The organism is Janthinobacterium sp. P210006 (assembly GCF_036231885.1).
Taxonomy (GTDB): domain Bacteria; phylum Pseudomonadota; class Gammaproteobacteria; order Burkholderiales; family Burkholderiaceae_D; genus Janthinobacterium; species Janthinobacterium violaceinigrum.
Genome location: NZ_JAZARD010000001.1, coordinates 1,427,574 through 1,446,343, shown reverse-complemented (window position 1 = coordinate 1,446,343; position 18,770 = coordinate 1,427,574). Strand labels below are relative to the sequence as shown.

Below are 18,770 nucleotides of genomic sequence, written 5' to 3'. Positions count from 1 at the left end.
AGTATCAGCGCACTTTCCACACCTCCGTCGCCAGCACGCCATTCGCGTCGCCATCGAGTTCCCACGAGAACGCGCCGCGCAAGCCCTGGTCCTTGACGTATTTCACCTTGGTGCCGATGACGGTCGGATCGTCGTAGCTCCACCACTGGCCGCCCGCCCCCGTGTACAGGTACAGCTGCTTGGTGACGGGATGGTAGTAGCGCGTGCCGGACTTGGCCACGAGGATTTTATAGTCCTCGATGCCCGACTCGTAGGTGCCCGGCGCCGTGCCCGTGGCAGCCTGATACAGGCCATCGCCGTTCGGTCCCGGCGCCACGCCCGTCCAGCCGCGGCCATAGAACGGTATGCCCAGCAACAGCTTGTCGCGCGGCACGCCGGCGGCAATCATGTACTGCACCGCCTTGTCGCCCACGTATTCGCGCGCCATGCCCGTCGACGGATCGGCAGGGTCGGCAAACAGCTGGGCGTTGAAGTTGGTGCTGTTTTCCCATCCGCCGTGGAAGTCGTAGGTCATCAGGTTGATCCAATCCATGTACTGCGAGTACAGGGCCGGTTCCGTGTTGTCGATCTTGTCCTTGCCCGCACCGACAGCGGCCGTCAGCAGATAGCGCTTGCCGTTGGCTGCACCGAGCGCATCGAGCTGGCTGCGGAATTCCGCCATCAGCAAGGTGAAGTTGCGCTTGTCGTTGGGGCTGACCGTGTTGTACGGCTGGCCGCCGCCGACCGGATATTCCCAGTCGATGTCGATGCCGTCAAAGATGTTGGCTGCCGCCCCCACACCACCGCGTCCGCCCTGCACCGGCAGGTTGCCCTTGATGTAGATGTCGATGCACGAACGCACCATCTGCTTGCGCAGCGCATCGGTGGCGGAGCCGACGGAGAAGTTCTTCGACCAGCTCCAGCCGCCCAGCGAAATGAACAGCTTGAGGTTCGGGTGCGCCGCCTTCAGCTTTTTCAGCTGCAGGAAGTTGCCCGACAAGGGAGCGTCCCACGGGATGGCCTGGCCATCGACGGTGCGCTTCGGCGTGCGGATGTAGTCGGCCTCGGCATCGCCGCCCGTGCCCGCGTCCGGCGAATTCGGATTCGACGCACCCGGCTCCGTCTTGGTGATCATGCCGCACTCGTAGCCGCCATTTTTCGGATAGATGTTGCCGAAAGCGTAGTTGATGAAGGTCAGCTTGTCGGCCACGCCACTGGAATGCACGTTTGCCACTTCATAATCGCGGCCATACACGCCCCATTGGGCGAAATAGGAACCCACTTCGCGGCCCGTTGGGGTCGGCGTTGGGGTCGGCGTTGGCGTTGGCGTTGGCGTTGGCGTTGGCGTTGGGGTCGGAGTTGGCGTCGGCGTCGGCGTCGGCGTTGGCGTCGGAGTCGGAGTCGGAGTCGGAGTCGGAGTCGGCGTGATGCTGCAGATTTCCTGGCTGGTCCATGGCTTGCCCGTGCCGGCGGCGCCGCTGCTGGTCGACGGGTTGTCGCCCTGCGTCCAGTAGTTGGCGCGGTAATTGGTGCCCGCATAGCTGACGGTGGCGCCCGCGCTGTAGGCCGTGCTGGCCACCCATGCCAGCGCGCAGGTGCCGCCGGTTGGCGTTGGCGTCGGGGTGGGCGTTGGATTTGGCGTAGGCGCCGGTGTCGGCGTGGGCGTCGGGGTCGGAGTCGGAGTCGGAGTCGGCGTTGGGGTCGGCGTGGTACCGCCATCGCAGGTGCCGCCCGCGCTCCACAGGCTAGGCGTGGCGACGGGGTTCCAACCCGAGCCCACGTGATCGGTCTGCGTCACCAGGGCCGTGTAGTTGGCGCCCAGGTAAGTGACCACCGTGCCCGCGTTATACGTGCCGCCCTCCTGCCATGGCACGCAGGCCACCGCCGCACTGGCCGCCAGCAATTGCGCGCCGCCCGGTGCGCCGGCGTCGCCGCCGCCACCGCAAGCGGCCAGCACGCCACCGCTGGCCAGGCATACCATCATGTTTCTGATCGTCTTTCTGAGTATTAAATTTTCCACGTTGTCTCCTGTTCAGGTTGCGGAAATACCACTCTGCTTCGATAAGAGCTACCCTGTGATCTTGTTTTTCTGCAGTTGCAAGAACAGCATGCTGCTGAAAAAATAGGCGGTCAAGTGGTTTTGAAGTGGCATCAAACCGCGCAATACCACTTCGCGCGAAAAACGCAGCGGCTTATGCGGACGGCGTGTTGTCCTACTGGACACTGAAAAAAACGGCAGAGGGAGGACGAACGGGAGGGATTGATCGAGAAAAAACAGACCAATTTTATAAAACAGCGTAAGTGGTATTAGGGTGAAATCAGGCGGAAAGGCAGAATCTGCACCAAAGCATAGATAAGCTCAGCGCGCCTGAAAAACGTTCAGAGCAAGGCGCCTTGCCGAAGACAGTACGCTAGTACGGCTAGGCAAGGCAACGCAGCTATGGACGTTTTCTCAGGTGTGCCTTCAGACCAGGTCAAACACTGCCATCGACTCGACGTGGGAAGTGTGCGGGAACATGTTCACCACGCCTGCCTTGCTCAGCACATAGCCCGCTTCCAGCGCCAGGATGCCGGCGTCGCGCGCCAGAGTCGATGGGCTGCACGACACGTAGACGATGCGCTTGGGCAGCATGTCGGGACGCACTTGCGACAGGCCGACCAATGCCTGGCACAGGGCCATGGCGCCATCGCGGGGCGGGTCGATCAGGATGCGGTCGAACTTGCCCAGCGCGATCAGGTCGTCCGTCGTCACTTCGAACAGGTTGCGCGTGGAGAACGAAGTTTTTTCCGCCAGGCCATTGGCCAGGGCGTTTTCCAGCGCCCGCTCCGTCAGCGTAGTGCTGCCTTCGATGCCCACCACTTCGCTGCCTTGCGTAGCCAGCGGCAAGGTGAAATTACCCAGGCCGCAGAACAGGTCGGCCACACGGTCGGTCGGCTGCACTTCCAGCAGGCGCAGGGCTTTCGACACCAGCACGCGGTTGATGTGGTGGTTCACCTGCGTGAAATCGACAGGCTTGAATGGCATCTTGACGCCGAATTCCGGCAGCAGGTAGTGCAATTGCTTGTCCAGCGGATAAAACGGCACGGCCGTTTCCGGCCCTTTCACCTGCAGCCACCATTGCACGCCGTATTCGTCGGCAAAGGCTTTCAATTTCGTTTCATCGTCCGCCGTCAAGGGCGCCATGATGCGCAAGACCATGGCCGTGACGTCTTCGCCCACGGCCAGCTCGATCTGCGGCATCTGGTCGAAGATGGACAGCGAAGCAATCAATCCGCGCAGCGGCAGCAGCATGGCGGAGATGTGCGGCGGCAAGATTTCGCAGCTATCCATGTCGGCCACGAACGCCGATTTCTTTTCATGGAAGCCCACCAGCACGGCGTCTTTCTTCTTGACGTGGCGCACGGACAGGCGCGCGCGGTAGCGGTAGCCCCAGGTTGGGCCATACATGGGGCGCATGATGCTCTGTGGACGCACCTTGCCGATATGCCACAAGTTATCTTCCAGCACGCGCTGCTTGATCGCTACCTGCGCCGACGGTTCCAGGTGCTGCATCGAGCAGCCGCCGCAATTGTCGAAATGCTTGCACTTGGGCGTCACGCGCATCGACGATTCGCGGTGCAGCGCCGTCATGCGGGCCATTTCCCAGTTCTTCTTTTTCTTGAACGTCACAAAGCTGACGCGCTCGCCCGGCAGTGCGCCCTCGACAAACACAACCTTGCCCGGCGAGCCGTCTTCGTTCTCAATATGGCCAACGCCACGGGCGTCCATGTCGAGCGATTTGATTTCGATGATATTTTCTTGCATAGCGATCAATAGGTAAGAGTGGGCCAGGACGCAGGGCCGCGCTGGAACTTGCAAACAATGGGGAAAAGGTCAGGCGCCGCGAGCGGGGCGTATGATAGCAGATCGCGACAGGCAAAAGCCGCTCAAGCCCTCACCGGGCAGCAAGCCTGAGAAAATGCGCAGGGCAAGGCGCGTGGCCGAAGACAGTACGTCAGTACGGCGAGGCCATGCAACGCCGCCATGTTCTTTTTATCAGACTTGCTACAGTAGCGAGTCGCGCACGACGCCGCGTGCGGCCATGGCCCGTTTGAGCTTGATCAAGGCTTCCTGCTGGATCTGGCGCACTCGTTCCCGCGTCACGCCCATTTCCTCGGCCAGGGTTTCCAGGGTGGCGGGGTCGTCGTTGTCGAGGCCGAAGCGGCGCATGATGACCACGCGCTGCTTGTCGGGCAGCTTCGTCAGCCAGTCGCGCACCAGCACCGTCATTTCATGGTGTTCCGCGCGCGCGTCGGGGCTGTCTTCGCTGGCGCCGGGCAACATGTCCATCAGGGACGACTGCGGATCGTTGTCGAGCGGTGCGTCGAGCGAGGTGGCATGCTCGGACAGGGCCAGGATATCCTGCACCTCTTCCACGGGACGGCCCACCAGGTGGGCGATATCTTCCGCGGTGGCATCCTTGCCGTCGTGGTGCTGGGCTTCCAGGTGATATTTGCCGCGCAGGATCTGATTCAGTTCGCGCACCATGTGCACGGGCAGGCGCACCGTGCGCGCCTGGTTCATGATGGCCCGCTCGATGCTCTGGCGTATCCACCAGGTGGCGTACGTGGAAAAGCGGAAACCGCGTTCGGGTTCGAACTTGTCGATGGCCCGCATCAGGCCGATGTTGCCTTCCTCTATCATGTCGAGCAAGACCACGCCGCGGTTGATGTAATGCTTGGCGATCGACACCACCAGGCGCAGGTTGTGTTCGATCATGGTTTGCCGCGCTTCGAAATTGCCCTGCTTGGCGAGGGTGGCGTAATGCACCTCTTGCGCCGCCGTCAGCAGGGGCCGCGTGCCGATCTGGTTCAGATAGTGCTGCGTGGTATCGGTCGACAGCTCGGCCGCCAGCACTTTTTTCAGTTCATCGACACTTTCAACCAGCACGCTGACGCTGGCCACTTCGCCGCCTTCGCCTGCGTCGACGGCGTCAATGCCGTCGAGTTCGCCGGCATCGTCCGTCACGACTTCGTCCGCCCCGTCTTCCGGCGGTTCCGGGTCATCGTCCAGCTGATCGTGCGGCGCGTGTGTCATTGCTTTACCTAACGGTTAGGCAGGAATTTCGAAGGATCGACAGGCTTGCCCTGCTGGCGGATTTCAAAGTGCAGCTTCACGCGGTCGGCATCGGAATCGCCCATTTCAGCGATGGCCTGGCCTTTGTTGACGTTCTGCCCTTCCTTCACCAGGATGCTGCGGTTATGCGCATATGCCGACAACAGGCTATTACTGTGCTTCACGATGACAAGATTACCATAACCACGGATTCCGCTCCCGGCATACATGACTTTTCCCGCGCCGGCGGCCACCACTTGCTGGCCCGCCTTGCCGGCGATATCGACGCCCTTGTTCTTGCCTTCGTCAAAAGTGCCGATGACCTTGCCTTCGGAAGGCCACATCCAGCTGATCTTGTCGTCGCCAGGCGCCGATGCCGCAGGCGCTGCTGCCGCTGCGGCGGCCGGTGCGGCGGCAACGGCTGCTGCCGGCGCCGGTGCCGGCTTGGTGTCGCCGGTGCCGCCATCGGCGCGCAGCTCGGCCAGGGTGGCGTCGGAGTACGCGCGCTTCTCGCCGCGCGGGCCCGTTTTCTTCGGCACGACAGGCGCCGCCGGTTTCACTTCCGTGGCGGGCGGCATGACGATGGCCGACGTCTGCGCGCCGCCCGTGTCGCCATTCGGCGGCAGCACGCGCAATACCTGGTCGACCTTGATGTCGTTCGGGTTGCTCAAGTCATTCCAGGCCACCAGGTCGCGGTAATTCTGGCCGTGTTCCAGCGCGATGCGCAACAGGGTGTCGCCGCGCTTGACCGTATAAAAAGCGGGGTCGCGGTCGCGGGGATCGCTGGCGGCGGCGCTGCTGCTCGTGGGATGGCGCTCCACGACGGGCGCCTGGACGCCTGTGGTGCCGCAACCGCTCAACAGGGCGGCCAGCGCGAGGCTGCAGAGGAGTATGTTACTTTTCTTAATCATTCGCATGTATATTTAGGTCCTGCTTGCTAGCTGATCCGGGGATCATATGGTGCCCGGGCGCAAAGGCACGAAATGGCAATCTTCCAGGGTCTGGCTGGTCCATTCCATTTTTCCCACCCGGGTAATGAGTTGTAAGTGTTGCAATTTAGCCCCCACCGGCGCAACCAGACGCCCGCCGGGCGCCAGCTGTTCCAGCAGGGCTTGCGGGACTTCCAGGCCGGCTGCGGCAAGGATGATCCCGTCGAAGGGCGCCGCCTGCGGCAGGCCAAGCATACCATCTCCGTACTGCAAGCGCAGATTCGACACGCGCAGCGGGCGCAGATTCGCCTTCGCCAGCTCGTGCAGGGGCCGGATGCGCTCGATCGAATACACCTCTTTCGCCACCAGCGACAGCACCGCTGCCTGGTAACCGCAGCCCGTGCCGATTTCCAGCACGCGCTGCAGGCTGCCACCCTGGCGCATCACTTCGATCATGCGCGCCACGATATACGGCTGCGAAATGGTCTGGTGGTGGCCGATGGGCAAGGAAGCGTCGATATACGCCTGCGAAGCCAGCGCCTCGTCCATGAACATGTGGCGCGGCACGGCTTGCATGGCGTCCAGCACCACCGGGTCCTTGACGCCCTGTTTCGCGATGCGCGCCACCATGGCCCGGCGCACGGCGTCCGAGACGAGCGGGTTTTGCCGCGGCGGCGACGCCATGGCCGGCTGCGCCCGTTCATTGGCGATGGCCTGGGCGCGCGATGGCGCGATGGGCACGGCGCCATGGTGCGGCGCCCCGCCCCGGGCCGCGCTTTGCGCCGCATTCTGCGTGGCCGTCTGCGGCGTGGCGATGCGCGACTGCGCCAGCGACTGCCCCCCGCCCTGCCTGGCGGGCTTGCCGGCCAGCGAATCGAGGGACAGGGGGAAGGTGCGCGGCTTATCGGTCATGGTTGTCGGTCATCGTGAGCGCTCATGCCAGGCCTTGTGCCAGCGCATCGAGTTGGGTGGTATGGGTCAGGTCGATCTGCAGCGGGGTGATCGACACTTTCCCATGTTCAACGGCATGGAAGTCCGTGCCCGGCCCCCCTTCCTTGGCAGCGCCGGCGGGGCCGATCCAGAAGATTTCACGGCCGCGGGGATCGAGCGCGCGTATCACCGGCTCGGCCGAATGGCGCTTGCCCAGGCGCGTGGCCGCCATGCCTTGCATCTGCTCGTAAGGAATCGCCGGGATGTTCACGTTCAGCAGATACGGTTTCTGCAAGGCGTCAAACTGGCGCTCGACGATGTCCCTGGCCACGCGGGCAGCCGCGTCCAGGTTGGCCCAGCCGAACTGCGACTGGGAAAAGGCGATGGCGGGAATGCCGAACAGATAGCCTTCCGTGGCGGCGGCCACCGTGCCCGAATACAGGGTGTCGTCGCCCATGTTGGGGCCGTTGTTGATGCCGGAAACCACCAGGTCGGGACGCTCGATGAGCATGCCCGTCAGCGCCACATGCACGCAGTCGGTGGGCGTGCCGTTGACAAAATAAAAGCCATTGGCGGCCTTGTGCACGGACAAGGGCCGGTCCAGCGACAGCGAATTGGACGCGCCCGAGCGGTTGCTGTCGGGCGCCACCACGACGATGTCGGCAATGGGCGCGAGCGCGTCGGCCAGGGCTGCCAAGCCTGGCGCCAGGTAACCGTCGTCGTTACTGATAAGAATTCTCATAACGAGATTTTACCTGAAGCAATGCCAACACTGCGCGTGCCGCACGCCGATTGACGGCATTATTTGTGCCATCGCACAGGCATGGCGCGCAAGGTCAGCGCTGCTCGGTGCGCGCCTCGGACAAGGCCCCTTCCAGCGCCTGCACTTCATCTTCCTGCAAGGCCAGCAAGGCATTCAGGTCGCCTTGCAGTTTATACATCCTTTTCAGCTGCGCCATGCCGCGCCGGCGCAGCTTGCCCGGCACGCCCGGGCGCAGCAGGCAGGACTTCAGATGTTCGGCCAGTTCGCCCGCCTGCGCATACTGTTCGCGCTCTATCATGCCTTGCAACATCGAAATCATGCTGGCCAGGGTATCGGGCTCGGCTGCGTCGTGCCCGCTGGCGCGGCCGGCCAGGATGGTTTCCTGCAAATGCCGCGCGCCGTCCAGCACGCTGTCCGCATGTCCCGTGACGGGCGCATTCAACAGCCGGTCGCTGCCGCTGAGCACGGCGTCTTCCAGCAGGCGCGCCGCCGCGCTGTCGCCCTGCTGCTGCAGGGTGCCGGCCAATTGCGTCTTGCTGTGCAAGGTGTCGAGGTGGTCTTCGCCCAGCAGGCGCGCATGCACTTCCAGCACCTGCTCCTGCACGCTGCGCGCCGCATCGAGTTCGCCGCGCCGCAGCAGCGCCTCGGCCAGCTTGCGCTGGCTCATCAGGGTTTCCGGATGGTCGAGCCCCCGCGTGCGCTCGCGCGCCGCCACCTGGTCTTCATGCAGCTGGCGCGCGCCGGCCCAGTCGCCCTGCCCGGCCACGATATCGGCCAGCAAATCGCGCGTGGCCAGGGTGGCCGCATGGTCGCTGCCCAGGCGCCGTTCCTGCGCCTGCAGGACGGCAGCGAACAGACGCCGCGCGCCTTCCAGGTCGCCTTCGCGCCCCAGCGCCTGCGCCAGGGCCAGCTTGCTGCGCAAGGTATCGCCATGCTCGGCGCCGAACAGGCGCTCGCGCGCCGCCACCACCGTCGCCAGCACTTGCTGCGCCTGCGCCAGCCGGCCCATGCGCAGCAGGGTGGCGGCGCGGCCATCCATCGCTTCCAGGGTCAGCGGATGCTCGCCGCCCAGCTGGCGCGCGTACGTGGCCAGCACCGTGTCCTGCAGCAGCAGGGCTGCCGCCAGTTCTCCCTGCAGCAGCAGGGTTTGCGCCAGGCAGGCCCGCGCGGCCAGTGTATCGGGATGTTCGCCGCCCAGCACGCGCTCGCGCACGTCGACCACGTCTTCTTCCAGGAAACGGGCTTCGTCGAGCTTGCCCAGCTGGCGCAGCAGGCGCGCCATGCCGCTCTTGCACGCGAGGCTGTCCGGATGCTCCTCGCCCAGCAGGCGCACGCGGATCTCGACGCTCTGGCGGAAGGCATCGAGCGCCTGCGCGGTGCGCCCGTCCTTGCGGTACAGCTCGCCCAGGCGGGCCAGGTCGCGCGCCAACGGCAGGGCCACGGCGCGGCCCGGCTCCAGCAGCAGGGCCTGGCGCGCTTCGCCGATGGCGCCCAGCAAGGCGATTTCACGGCTCGATTGCCATGGAAAATAGCCGCCCGTCAGCCAGTGCAGAAAGGCTTCGAAGGTGCGCGTGAGGGAAAAGCGGTCGCCGCCCTGGTCGATGCGCACGGCCAGCTGTTCGCCATAGGCAAAGGTTTTCGTCTGCTGCAGCTGGACTTCGTCGAAATAGCTGTCGAGGGCGATCTGCGACAAGCCGTAGGACGTGCGCAGCAGGCGCTCGAACATGGGCTGGAAGCCGGCGATACCCTTGTGCGCATCGCCGCGGCGCCACTCGGCGCGCTGCGCGCCATCGCCCATTTCTATGCGCGACGGCAAGGGGTAGACGAGCAGCGGACGCTGTTCGTCCTCATGGCTGCGGCGGTACTCGATGGCCCGCGTGACGAGCGCATCGACGCCTTCCAGGCTTTGCCGGTTCGGCGTGAAGACCACCACCAGCTTTTTTGGCAGCAAGGTGGTGCAGATGCCCGCGCTGTCCGTGCGGCCCGTGCGCGAATCGACCAGCACATAGCGGAAATGCTGGGCCAGGGTATCGGCGAAGCAGCGGAACAGGGCCGGGCACGTGTCGAACAGCTGGTCCCAGCGCATCTGCGCCAGGCGCTCGCTGTAGCTGGCGTCGAAACGCCCCGCGCGCATCAGGTACAGCGGACTGCCCTGGTCGACGCGCACCACGTACTGCTGCCAGTCGATGGCGTCGAGCACGCGCTGGGCCAGCGCCGCATCCTCGCGCCCCCCGCCCTGACCGCCGGCGCGCGCGCCCGCCGTTTCCAGGCCGATGCGCTCGAGCTGCTGGCGACACGCCTCGAAGAACTCGAGCACGCCCGGCCGCTCCTCGTGCTGCTCGAAATAATGGTGCAGGCCCGGCGCTTCCATGTCCCAGTCCAGCATCAGCACGGGCACGCTGGCGTTTTCGCGCCGCGCCAGCAGGACGGCGATGTTCGACAGGGCCATGGTGCGGCCGGTACCGCCCTTGTAGGAATAGAAGGTGACGACTTCGCCAGGGGCGCTCAAAGGTGGCAGGGAGAGGCGTTGGCATTCCATGACAGGACCTTTTACGTGATTAACGTGGAAAGTGAGGAGGCGGAATGGCGCGCCATTCCGGTGGAATATCGGGCAGCACGAAGCGGCTGCAATCGTGGCCGGGCGGCGTCGACCGCTTGAGCAAGTGGTAGTGCGTGGCGATGCGCTGCACGATGCGTTCGATATCGGGCAGGTATTGGGGATTCGATTTCAGGTCGCCGCTGGCCAGCGTGTAGCCGGAGAAATCCACGTACAGCCCCGACTCCGTGATCTGCGGCGGCAAGCCGTCCGGATGGCGCGTCATGATGATGGGGATGATCAGGTGGCTGGGCAGCTCATACCAGGCGCGCCGCTCCTGCTCGATCAGTTGCATGGCGGCAAATTCGCGCCGCGTGTAGCCGTGCGCTTCATATTTGGGCGTGTACAGCACGATCATGCAGACGCTCTGGCACATGGCGCGCGCCACGCGCAGGTCGATATCGTCGCCGCCGCCCAGCTGTTCGCTGTCGATGAACAGGACTTCCTCGCGGTCCAGGTGCGGCTCCAGGTAGCAGGCCAGCGCCTCGATAAGATCATTCTTGAACTTGTTCATGAACGCATATTGGCCGTGTGCATAGCTCAAGAAACAGCCGTAGCGGATCTCCATGGCATCCCCCTGTTCCCCGTGCGGCGCTGCCATCGCCGCGCCTTGGCCCTGCAAGGCATGCGCTCACTGTAGACCGCTCGGCAACAAGCCTGTTTGCGCTGGCGCAAAGATGTGTCTGGCGTCCTGGACATGGGGAAAAATGCCAGAAACTGGCGCGATCACGCCCGTTTCTGGCATGCCGGGCGCGCAGGCAGGCGCCGCGCGAAAACCGCCATGTGATTGATAACAAAGGGAAATAAGCCGGCGCGCGGATGGCGCCGGCATTCAGGACTCAAGCGAAGACTTAAGCGCCCTTGCCGGGCAGGTTGCGGAAGAACTCCACCACTTCGGCCGTATCGCGCGTGCGCTTGAACGGCGGCAGGCTTTGCCAGATGCGCTTGCCGTACGGCTTGGAAATGAGACGGGGATCGCAGATCATCAGCACGCCGCGGTCGCCCTCGTCGCGGATCAGGCGGCCCGCGCCCTGCTTCAGGTTGATGATGGCTTCCGGCAGCGAATGGTGCATGAAGCCGTTCTTGCCCTGCTTTTCCATCACTTCGATGCGCGCGGCCAGCACGGGATCGTCGGGCGGCGCGAACGGCAGCTTGTCGATGATCACCAGCGAGAGCGCGTCGCCGCGCACGTCGACGCCTTCCCAGAAGCTCTGGCTGCCGATCAGCACGCCATTGCCGGCGGCGCGGAACTGGTCCAGCAATTCCGTGCGGCCCTTTTCTCCCTGCACGAACAGGGGGAAGTTCAGGCCCCGCTGCTTGAATTCGTCGGCCAGGCGCTCGGCCGCCCGCTTGACGGCGCGCAAGGTAGTGCAAAGGAAGAAGGTACGCCCACCGGCCGCCTCGATGATGGGCAGCGCGCAGTCGATGACGGCGTCCGTGTAGCCCAGCGAGTTCGGCTGCGGCAGGTTTTGCGGCACGAACAGCAAGCCCTGCTGGCCATAGTCGAACGGACTCGGCCAGGTGTGCGACGGTTCGCCCGTCAAGCCCATCTGTTCGGAAAAGTGCTTGAAATCGTTCTTCACGGCCAGGGTGGCCGACGTGAAGATCCAGCTGCGCGGCGTGCCTTCGCGCTGGTTGTTGAAGATGGGCGCGATCGACAGCGGCGTTTTATGCAGTTGCAGGGAGCTGGAAAACGCTTCCACCCAGAACACGGCTTCTTCGCCGGCCGCCACTTTCGCCTTCGGATCGAACTTCCAGCCGCTCAGCTGCTGCGCCAGCTCGACGCCGCGCACGCGGCACTGTTCCAGCGTTTCCGCCCGTTCCGCCTGGGTTTCCAGCACGGCCACCATGCCGTCAAGCTCATCCTTGAGCGTATCGAGCGCGGGAAAGAAGTCGCTCGACGGCGCGATCTGCGGCAGGGACAGGCGCACGATATCCTGCGGGAAGGTCAGGCGCAGGTCGCGCGCCGCCTTTTCCACCACCGTCACGGTCTTGGCCCAGTCGATGCCGCGCGCATGCGCGAGGCCTTCGGCCAGCACGTCGCGGCACAGTTCCAGGATTTGCGACGTGGACACCGTGTTGCCGAAGAACAAAGTGGCCGTATCGGGCAGCTGGTGCGCCTCATCGAAGATGATGGTATTGGCCGACGGCAGCAATTCCGCCACGCCCGTATCCTTCAGAGCCACGTCGGCAAAGAACAGGTGGTGGTTGACCACCACCACGTCGGCCTGCTGCGCTTCCTTGCGGGCCTTCATGACGAAGCAATCCTGGTAATACTGGCACTCGGCGCCCATGCAGGTGTCGCGCGTGGACGTCACGAGGTTCCAGATCATGGCGTTTTCCGGCACCTTGGCCAGTTCCGCCTTGTCGCCCGAGCTCGTCATCTTGATGAAGCGCGAAATTTCGCGCAGGTGCCCCACGTCGTCGCGCGACGTCATGCGGCCGTTCTGCAGGGTGCGCTCCAGGTGATAGTGGCAGACGTAGTTCGAGCGGCCCTTCAGCAGCGCCACGGAAACGGGCGCCTGCAGCGCGGCGCGCACAGTGGGGATATCGCGCAGGAACAGCTGGTCCTGCAAGTTCTTGGTACCGGTGGAAACAATGGTCTTGCCGCCCCACATCAGGGCCGGCACCAGGTAGGCAAAGGTCTTGCCCGTGCCCGTGCCCGCCTCGGCGATCAGGGTCGTCTGGCTGTCGATGGCGCTGGCGATGGCCTTGGCCATCTCCGTTTGCGAACGGCGCGGCTTGTAGCTGCCCACGGCGGGACCGAGCGGGCCGCCGGCGCCAAACAGGCGCTCGATGTCGGCATCGTGCTTGCCAGGGGCGGCCTGGGGTTCGGCTGGCAGAGCGGCAGGCTGGCCATCTGGGCTTGCGGGCAATAAATTGTGATCGGTCAAAATATACTTAGGTGAAGACTGGACTGGGCGCTGCTGGCGCCCCTCAGGCGGGAACGTCGGGCACCAACTGCATTTTCAGCAAGGTGATGTGATCCTTCAATTGCAATTTGCGCTTTTTCAGGCGGCGCAGTTGCAGCTCGTCATGGTGACCATCGAGTATCAGCAACTCGATGACGGCATCGAGGTCACGGTGTTCCACGTTGAGTTCAATCAGGCGCCGCTCTATATGCTGTGCATCGCTCATGTGTTGCGTTCCAGGCAGTGTTGGTAACAGTGTTGGGAAACAGGCGCGCGCAGCGTACGCAGGCAGCCATGGGGCCGGCATCACCGGCAAGTGCGTAGTTTAACCTGCCGCGCGCGTTAGGGCACGCCATTTCCGGCATGCCCCCTGCGCGGCCGTCTTATTTGGCCGGCGGCACGGGCACTGGAACAGGCACGGCAGCGGCCGGCGTGCCGGCAGCCTCCGCGGCGGCCTTGGCCGCCTTGGCCTGCGCTTCGGCCTGGCGCTCGGCCAGGCGTTGCGCCACCCGCTTCTGGCGTGCCACGGCGTCGGCCTGCTTGCGCGCATAAGCCGCTTCGCGGGCCGCGCGGCGCGGCGCTTCGGCCGCATCGTCGGCAGCCTGTTTCGCTACCTTTGCCGCGTGCTCCGCCTCGCGCTCGGCCACGCTCTTGCCTTGCGGCTTGGGCGGCGCCGGCTCGGGCGCGACCACTTTCACGGGCTTGGGCACGGCCGCAGCCCGCTGTTCGGCGTCCAGGCGCGCATCTTCCTGCGTGCGCGCCAGGTCGATATCGCGCAGGCGCACGGACTCGGCCCGCTTGAAGTAGTTCGCTTCCGCGTCGATGGCGCGCAGGCGCACGAGGATCAGGCGGCGCTTTTCCTTGGCAGCGTCCAGGCAGTTATTCACGAAAAACTTGTTGTAGCATTCCAGTTCGCGCGCGGCAAACTCGTTTTCCGCCGCCTCGCGCTCGCTGGCTGACTGCTTCAGCTTGGCGTCCGCTTCTTCCACCGACAAGGTGGCGGGCACCTGCGGTACGCCCACTTCGTCCAGTGCCGCGACACCCTGGTGCGCGCAGGCGGACAATGCCAGGGCCAGGCCCAGCGTCGCTCCCAGCTTGTACATCGTATTTGCCATCATCTTCATTATCCCTGCCTCAAACGATCGCGTCGGCCGCGCCGCGCTGTTCTTTTTCCATGTATTCGCGCGATTGCATCTCGATGATACGCGAAACGGTACGGTGAAACTCGTTGGCCAGCATGCCGTTCGTGTACAGCTGGTCCGGCGCCACTTCGGCCGACATGATCAGCTTGACTTTCTGATCATAGAACACGTCGATCAGCCAGGTAAAGCGGCGCGCCTCGGACGACTGCGCCGCCGACATGGCCGGTATCCCGGACAATATCACCGTATGGAAGCGGCTGGCGATTTCCAGGTAGTCATTTTGCGAGCGGGGACCGCCGCACAGGGTGGCGAAATCGAACCAGATGATGCCGCCGGCGCGGCGCAGGCAATGGATTTCGCGGCTTTCGATGCGGATGCGCGCGTCTTCGTCGGCCGTCTCGGCGATGCGCGTATAGGCGTCGCGCAAGGCCTTGTCGGTGGCCGCGCCCAGCGGCGTGTAGTAGCTTTCCACCTGTTCCAGCGCGCGGCCCCGGTAATCGACGCCCGCGTCGACGTTCAGCACGTCGAGCTTTTCCTTCAGCAGCGCGATGGTCGGCAGCATGCGGTCGCGGTGCAGGCCGTCCAGATACAGCAGGTCCGGATCGTAATTCGAGGTCATGATGAAGGACACGCCATTGGCGAACAGGGCCGACAGCAGGTTGTACAGGATCATCGCGTCGGCGATGTCCGAGACGTGAAATTCATCGAAGCAGATCAAACGGTATTTCTTGGCGATGCGCTTGGCCACCTCGTCGAGCGGGTCGGCCACGCCTTTCAGTTCATCGAGCTGCTGGTGCACGCCGCGCATGAATTCGTGGAAATGCAATCGCGTCTTGCGCACCAGGGGCACAACCGAGTAAAAACTATCCATCAGGAACGATTTACCGCGCCCCACCCCACCCCACATGTACACGCCCTTCGGCACGGCGGGACGGTTGAGCAGACGCTTGAAGGTACTCGAGCGCTGGCCCTTGTAGGCCACCCACTCGTCATAGCACAGCTGCAGGCGGTCGACCGCGCGCCGCTGGGCGGCATCGGCCTTGAAATCGCGCTTCTGCAACGCGTGCTGGTAAAACTCTTCAACGTTCATGGGATTCGATTCAACAGGGATTCTTGACATAGCGCAAACGGGCCGGCAAGGCAGAAACTGCTTTGCCGGCCCGCTGCGAAGTACTGTAGCGCTTAGAAGTTCAGCGTACGCTTATCGACGGCCAGTGCCGCTTCCTTGGTCGCTTCCGACAAGGATGGGTGGGCGTGGCAGATGCGCGCGATGTCTTCGGCCGATGCCTTGAATTCCATCGCCACGACGGCTTCGGAAATCAGTTCGGACGCCATCGGACCGACGATGTGCACGCCGAGGATTTCATCGGTGGTCGCATCGGCCAGGAATTTCACCATGCCCGAGGTGTCGCCCAGCGCGCGCGCACGGCCGTTGGCCATGAACGGGAAGGTACCGGCCTTGTAGGCGATGCCTTCCGCCTTCAGGGTTTGCTCGGTCTTGCCGACCCACGCGATTTCCGGCGAGGTGTAGATCACCCAGGGAATCGTGTTGAAGTTGGTGTGACCGTGCTGGCCGGCGATACGCTCGGCCACGGCAACGCCTTCTTCTTCCGCCTTGTGCGCCAGCATCGGGCCGCGCACGACGTCGCCCACTGCCCACACGTTCGGCAGGTTGGTCTTGCAGTCGCCGTCGACGGCGATGAAGCCGCGCTCGTCCAGCTGCAGGCCGACCTTGTCGGCACCCAGGCCATTCGTGTTCGGCGTACGGCCGATCGAGATGATCAGTTTGTCGAACACGGCTTTTTGCGCTTCGCCCTTGGCGTCCACGAATTCCACGGTGACGTCTTTCTTGCCTGGCGTGATCGCACCGATCTTGCAACCGAGGTTGATCTTCAAGCCCTGCTTGGTGAACAGCTTCGACGCTTCCTTGGCGATCTGCTCGTCCACGGCGCCCAGGAAGACCGGCAGGCCTTCCAGCACGGTGACGTCGGAACCCAGGCGGCGCCAGACGCTGCCCATTTCCAGGCCGATCACGCCGGCGCCGATGACGCCCAGCTTTGCTGGTACGGCGTCGATGGCCAGTGCGCCCGTGTTCGACAGGATCAGTTTCTCGTCGAATGGTGCGCCCGGCAGTTCGCGCGCGTTCGAGCCCGTGGCGATGACCACGTGCTTGGCCGACAAGGTTTCGTTGGCTTCGCCCGTCACGCTGATTTCATACGCGCCAGCGGCGGCGGCAGCGAAAGCGGCGCGGCCGTGGAAGAAGGCGATCTTGTTCTTCTTGAACAGGTACAGGATGCCGTCGTTGTTTTGCTTGACGACCGTGTCTTTCCGCTTGAGCATCTGGCCCAGGTTCAGCTTCAGGCCGGCGACATCGATGCCGTGCTCGGCGAAGCTGTGGCCCGCGTGTTCGAAATGCTCGGACGACTGCAGCAGCGCTTTCGACGGGATGCAGCCCACGTTGGTGCAGGTACCGCCGGGAGCGGCGCCGCCCTTGGCGTTCGACCACTCGTCGACGCAGGCGACGGAAAAGCCCAGCTGCGCTGCGCGGATGGCGGCGATGTAGCCGCCAGGGCCCGCACCGATGACAACTACGTCAAATTGTTTAGTACTCATGTTTTGTTATTCCAATCTCTTCGTCTGGTACGAAAATCCACAATAGAAGGTAAATCGCCACGCCGAAGCCGAAGGTCAATGTAAACAGGACGAAGACGAGGCGCCAGATCCACGCTTCCATGCCGGAAGCGCGGCCCAGGCCGCCGCACACGCCACCGAGCCAGCGGTCGTTGCGCGAACGGCGCAGGCGGTTGAATTCCTGCACCAGGTCGTTCGCGGGGCCGGCGGCGGCGCCGGACGTGCTGTCCGGCTTGTCCAGGTTGATATTGCTCAGGAGCTTGGCTTTCGCTTGCGCGAACTCCGCCTCGCTCAGGGCGCCCGCCAGGTGCAACTCGTGCAGACGCTTGATTTCTTCAGAGACGTTCATAGGAATCCTCTTTCATTGAGATCAGCCAGCTGCGTCTTCTGGCAAGGGGTATCAACTACATTGCCCCGGCGGCTACGCCGGGGGACTACGGTGCTTACAGGTCCAGCAGCAGGCGTGCAGGATCTTCCAGCGCTTCTTTCATCGCCACCAGGCCCAGGACGGCTTCGCGGCCGTCGATGATGCGGTGGTCGTAGGACATGGCCAGGTAGTTCATCGGACGCACCACGATCTGGCCGTTTTCGACAACGGCACGGTCCTTGGTCGCATGCACGCCCAGGATGGCCGATTGCGGCGGGTTGATGATCGGGGTCGACAGCATGGAGCCGAAGGTGCCGCCGTTCGAGATCGAGAACGTGCCGCCCGTCAGGTCGTCCAGGGTCAGCTTGCCTTCCTTGGCTTTCGCGCCGAATTCACCGATTTTTTTCTCGATATCGGCGATCGACAGCTGGTCCGCATTGCGGATGATAGGCACGACCAGGCCGCGTGGCGAACCGACGGCGATGCCGATGTCGAAGTAGCCGTGGTAAACGATGTCGTTGCCGTCAACGGAAGCATTGATGATCGGGTACTTTTTCAGGGCAGCGACGGCGGCCTTGACGAAGAAGGACATGAAGCCCAGCTTGACGCCATGCTCTTTCTCGAACTTGTCCTTGTATTTGTTGCGCAGGTCGATGACCGGCTGCATGTTCACTTCATTGAACGTGGTCAGGATGGCGTTCGTCGATTGCGATTGCAGCAGGCGCTCGGCGATACGTGCGCGCAGGCGGCTCATCGGCACGCGCTCTTCCGGACGGTCGCCCAGGTTGGCGGCGGCCGGCGTGGCCACTTGCTGCAGCGCTGGCTTGGCAGCGGCTGGCGCCAGCGGCGCAACGGCAGGCTTGGCGGAAGCAGCCAGGGCGTCGCCCTTGGTCACGCGGCCATCTTTGCCGGAACCGGCGACGTCGCCAGCGGACAGGCCTTTTTCGGACAGGATCTTGGCGGCGGCAGGCATGGCGACATCGCCTTTGCTTGCAGCGGCAGGAGCCGAAGCGGTCGAAGCGTCTTGTGCAGCGGCAGCCAGGGCTGGTGCGGCAACGGCCGACACTTCCATCGGGCTGACCTTGGCCGAACCGTCGGTGTCGATGATGGCGATGACTTCGCCGGCCACGACGGTGGCGCCGTTATCCTTGATGATCTGCACGATCACGCCAGCGGCAGGCGCTGGCAGTTCCAGCACGACTTTGTCGGTTTCGATATCGATCATGTTTTCGTCGCGCGCGACTGGCTCGCCGACTTTCTTGTGCCATGCCAGCAGGGTCGCTTCTGCAACCGATTCCGACAACTGGGGAACTTTGACTTCGATTTGTGCCATGTAAAACTCCGTTTATTTTGTTATTGCGGCGCCGTCCCTGCGTAGCAAGGACGGCGCTCCGTCATCATATACTGGTCGGGCGCCGCGCAAACC

The 18,770-nt window shown here is 63.8% G+C and carries 15 protein-coding genes; all 15 read right to left on the bottom strand.

The window, feature by feature from the left end; genetic code table 11:
• Positions 1 to 4: 4 nt before the first annotated feature.
• The 15 genes from VPH41_RS06395 to odhB all read right to left on the bottom strand — a co-directional run bounded on the left by VPH41_RS06395 (position 5) and on the right by odhB (position 18,677).
• A complete protein-coding gene (locus tag VPH41_RS06395) occupies positions 5 to 1,963 on the bottom strand; it encodes a glycosyl hydrolase family 18 protein (RefSeq protein ID WP_328569331.1) in 1,959 nt (652 codons plus the stop codon).
• 480 nt (positions 1,964 to 2,443) lie between these two features.
• On the bottom strand, positions 2,444 to 3,784 hold the full coding sequence (gene rlmD / locus VPH41_RS06390; RefSeq protein WP_328569330.1) for a 23S rRNA (uracil(1939)-C(5))-methyltransferase RlmD: 1,341 nt from the start codon (positions 3,782 to 3,784) through the stop codon (positions 2,444 to 2,446).
• 240 nt (positions 3,785 to 4,024) lie between these two features.
• Positions 4,025 to 5,056, bottom strand: coding sequence for an RNA polymerase sigma factor RpoS (gene rpoS / locus VPH41_RS06385; RefSeq protein ID WP_099374978.1), 1,032 nt, complete (start codon positions 5,054 to 5,056; stop codon positions 4,025 to 4,027).
• Positions 5,057 to 5,064: 8 nt separating this feature from the next.
• The gene (locus VPH41_RS06380) at positions 5,065 to 5,985 is read right to left on the bottom strand and encodes a peptidoglycan DD-metalloendopeptidase family protein (protein ID WP_152281119.1); all 921 of its coding nucleotides are present in this window, start codon (positions 5,983 to 5,985) and stop codon (positions 5,065 to 5,067) included.
• 42 nt (positions 5,986 to 6,027) lie between these two features.
• Positions 6,028 to 6,915, bottom strand: coding sequence for a protein-L-isoaspartate(D-aspartate) O-methyltransferase (locus VPH41_RS06375; protein ID WP_328569329.1), 888 nt, complete (start codon positions 6,913 to 6,915; stop codon positions 6,028 to 6,030).
• Positions 6,916 to 6,937: 22 nt separating this feature from the next.
• Entirely contained in the window at positions 6,938 to 7,675 is a 738-nt protein-coding gene (gene surE / locus VPH41_RS06370; RefSeq protein WP_328569328.1) for a 5'/3'-nucleotidase SurE, read from the bottom strand.
• A gap of 94 nt (positions 7,676 to 7,769) precedes the next feature.
• Entirely contained in the window at positions 7,770 to 10,235 is a 2,466-nt protein-coding gene (locus VPH41_RS06365; protein ID WP_328569327.1) for a tetratricopeptide repeat protein, read from the bottom strand.
• 19 nt (positions 10,236 to 10,254) lie between these two features.
• Positions 10,255 to 10,860 carry a toll/interleukin-1 receptor domain-containing protein gene (locus VPH41_RS06360; RefSeq protein WP_034752049.1) on the bottom strand — a complete coding sequence of 202 codons (606 nt, stop codon included), beginning with the start codon at positions 10,858 to 10,860 and terminating at the stop codon, positions 10,255 to 10,257.
• A gap of 283 nt (positions 10,861 to 11,143) precedes the next feature.
• Positions 11,144 to 13,186 carry an ATP-dependent DNA helicase gene (locus tag VPH41_RS06355; RefSeq protein ID WP_442906221.1) on the bottom strand — a complete coding sequence of 681 codons (2,043 nt, stop codon included), beginning with the start codon at positions 13,184 to 13,186 and terminating at the stop codon, positions 11,144 to 11,146.
• A gap of 43 nt (positions 13,187 to 13,229) precedes the next feature.
• Complete coding sequence (locus tag VPH41_RS06350; protein ID WP_010399897.1) at positions 13,230 to 13,430, bottom strand: YdcH family protein; 201 nt, start codon at positions 13,428 to 13,430, stop codon at positions 13,230 to 13,232.
• Positions 13,431 to 13,587: 157 nt separating this feature from the next.
• The gene (locus VPH41_RS06345) at positions 13,588 to 14,322 is read right to left on the bottom strand and encodes a hypothetical protein (protein WP_328569325.1); all 735 of its coding nucleotides are present in this window, start codon (positions 14,320 to 14,322) and stop codon (positions 13,588 to 13,590) included.
• Between the two features lie 16 nt (positions 14,323 to 14,338).
• Positions 14,339 to 15,436 (bottom strand): cell division protein ZapE, encoded by a 1,098-nt coding sequence (gene zapE, locus VPH41_RS06340; RefSeq protein ID WP_328569324.1) that lies wholly within the window; start codon positions 15,434 to 15,436, stop codon positions 14,339 to 14,341.
• 92 nt (positions 15,437 to 15,528) lie between these two features.
• Entirely contained in the window at positions 15,529 to 16,959 is a 1,431-nt protein-coding gene (gene lpdA / locus VPH41_RS06335) for a dihydrolipoyl dehydrogenase (RefSeq protein ID WP_035820749.1), read from the bottom strand.
• Positions 16,949 to 17,326: a PspC domain-containing protein gene (locus tag VPH41_RS06330; RefSeq protein ID WP_152281124.1), complete on the bottom strand. Its 378-nt coding sequence runs from the start codon at positions 17,324 to 17,326 to the stop codon at positions 16,949 to 16,951. Before VPH41_RS06330 ends, lpdA begins: the two co-directional genes overlap by 11 nt.
• 94 nt (positions 17,327 to 17,420) lie before the next feature.
• Entirely contained in the window at positions 17,421 to 18,677 is a 1,257-nt protein-coding gene (gene odhB / locus VPH41_RS06325) for a 2-oxoglutarate dehydrogenase complex dihydrolipoyllysine-residue succinyltransferase (RefSeq protein WP_152258544.1), read from the bottom strand.
• Positions 18,678 to 18,770: the final 93 nt, after the last annotated feature.

What these genes read in the sequence shown, in the direction of transcription:
- VPH41_RS06395 (WP_328569331.1), bottom strand. Translation starts at nt 1,963, where the DNA reads ATGATGGTATGCCTGGCCAGCGGTGGCGTGCTGGCCGCTTGCGGTGGC.
- rlmD (WP_328569330.1), bottom strand. Translation starts at nt 3,784, where the DNA reads ATGCAAGAAAATATCATCGAAATCAAATCGCTCGACATGGACGCCCGT.
- rpoS (WP_099374978.1), bottom strand. Translation starts at nt 5,056, where the DNA reads ATGACACACGCGCCGCACGATCAGCTGGACGATGACCCGGAACCGCCG.
- VPH41_RS06380 (WP_152281119.1), bottom strand. Translation starts at nt 5,985, where the DNA reads ATGATTAAGAAAAGTAACATACTCCTCTGCAGCCTCGCGCTGGCCGCC.
- VPH41_RS06375 (WP_328569329.1), bottom strand. Translation starts at nt 6,915, where the DNA reads ATGACCGATAAGCCGCGCACCTTCCCCCTGTCCCTCGATTCGCTGGCC.
- surE (WP_328569328.1), bottom strand. Translation starts at nt 7,675, where the DNA reads ATGAGAATTCTTATCAGTAACGACGACGGTTACCTGGCGCCAGGCTTG.
- VPH41_RS06365 (WP_328569327.1), bottom strand. Translation starts at nt 10,235, where the DNA reads ATGGAATGCCAACGCCTCTCCCTGCCACCTTTGAGCGCCCCTGGCGAA.
- VPH41_RS06360 (WP_034752049.1), bottom strand. Translation starts at nt 10,860, where the DNA reads ATGGAGATCCGCTACGGCTGTTTCTTGAGCTATGCACACGGCCAATAT.
- VPH41_RS06350 (WP_010399897.1), bottom strand. Translation starts at nt 13,430, where the DNA reads ATGAGCGATGCACAGCATATAGAGCGGCGCCTGATTGAACTCAACGTG.
- VPH41_RS06345 (WP_328569325.1), bottom strand. Translation starts at nt 14,322, where the DNA reads ATGATGGCAAATACGATGTACAAGCTGGGAGCGACGCTGGGCCTGGCC.
- zapE (WP_328569324.1), bottom strand. Translation starts at nt 15,436, where the DNA reads ATGAACGTTGAAGAGTTTTACCAGCACGCGTTGCAGAAGCGCGATTTC.
- lpdA (WP_035820749.1), bottom strand. Translation starts at nt 16,959, where the DNA reads ATGAGTACTAAACAATTTGACGTAGTTGTCATCGGTGCGGGCCCTGGC.
- VPH41_RS06330 (WP_152281124.1), bottom strand. Translation starts at nt 17,326, where the DNA reads ATGAACGTCTCTGAAGAAATCAAGCGTCTGCACGAGTTGCACCTGGCG.
- odhB (WP_152258544.1), bottom strand. Translation starts at nt 18,677, where the DNA reads ATGGCACAAATCGAAGTCAAAGTTCCCCAGTTGTCGGAATCGGTTGCA.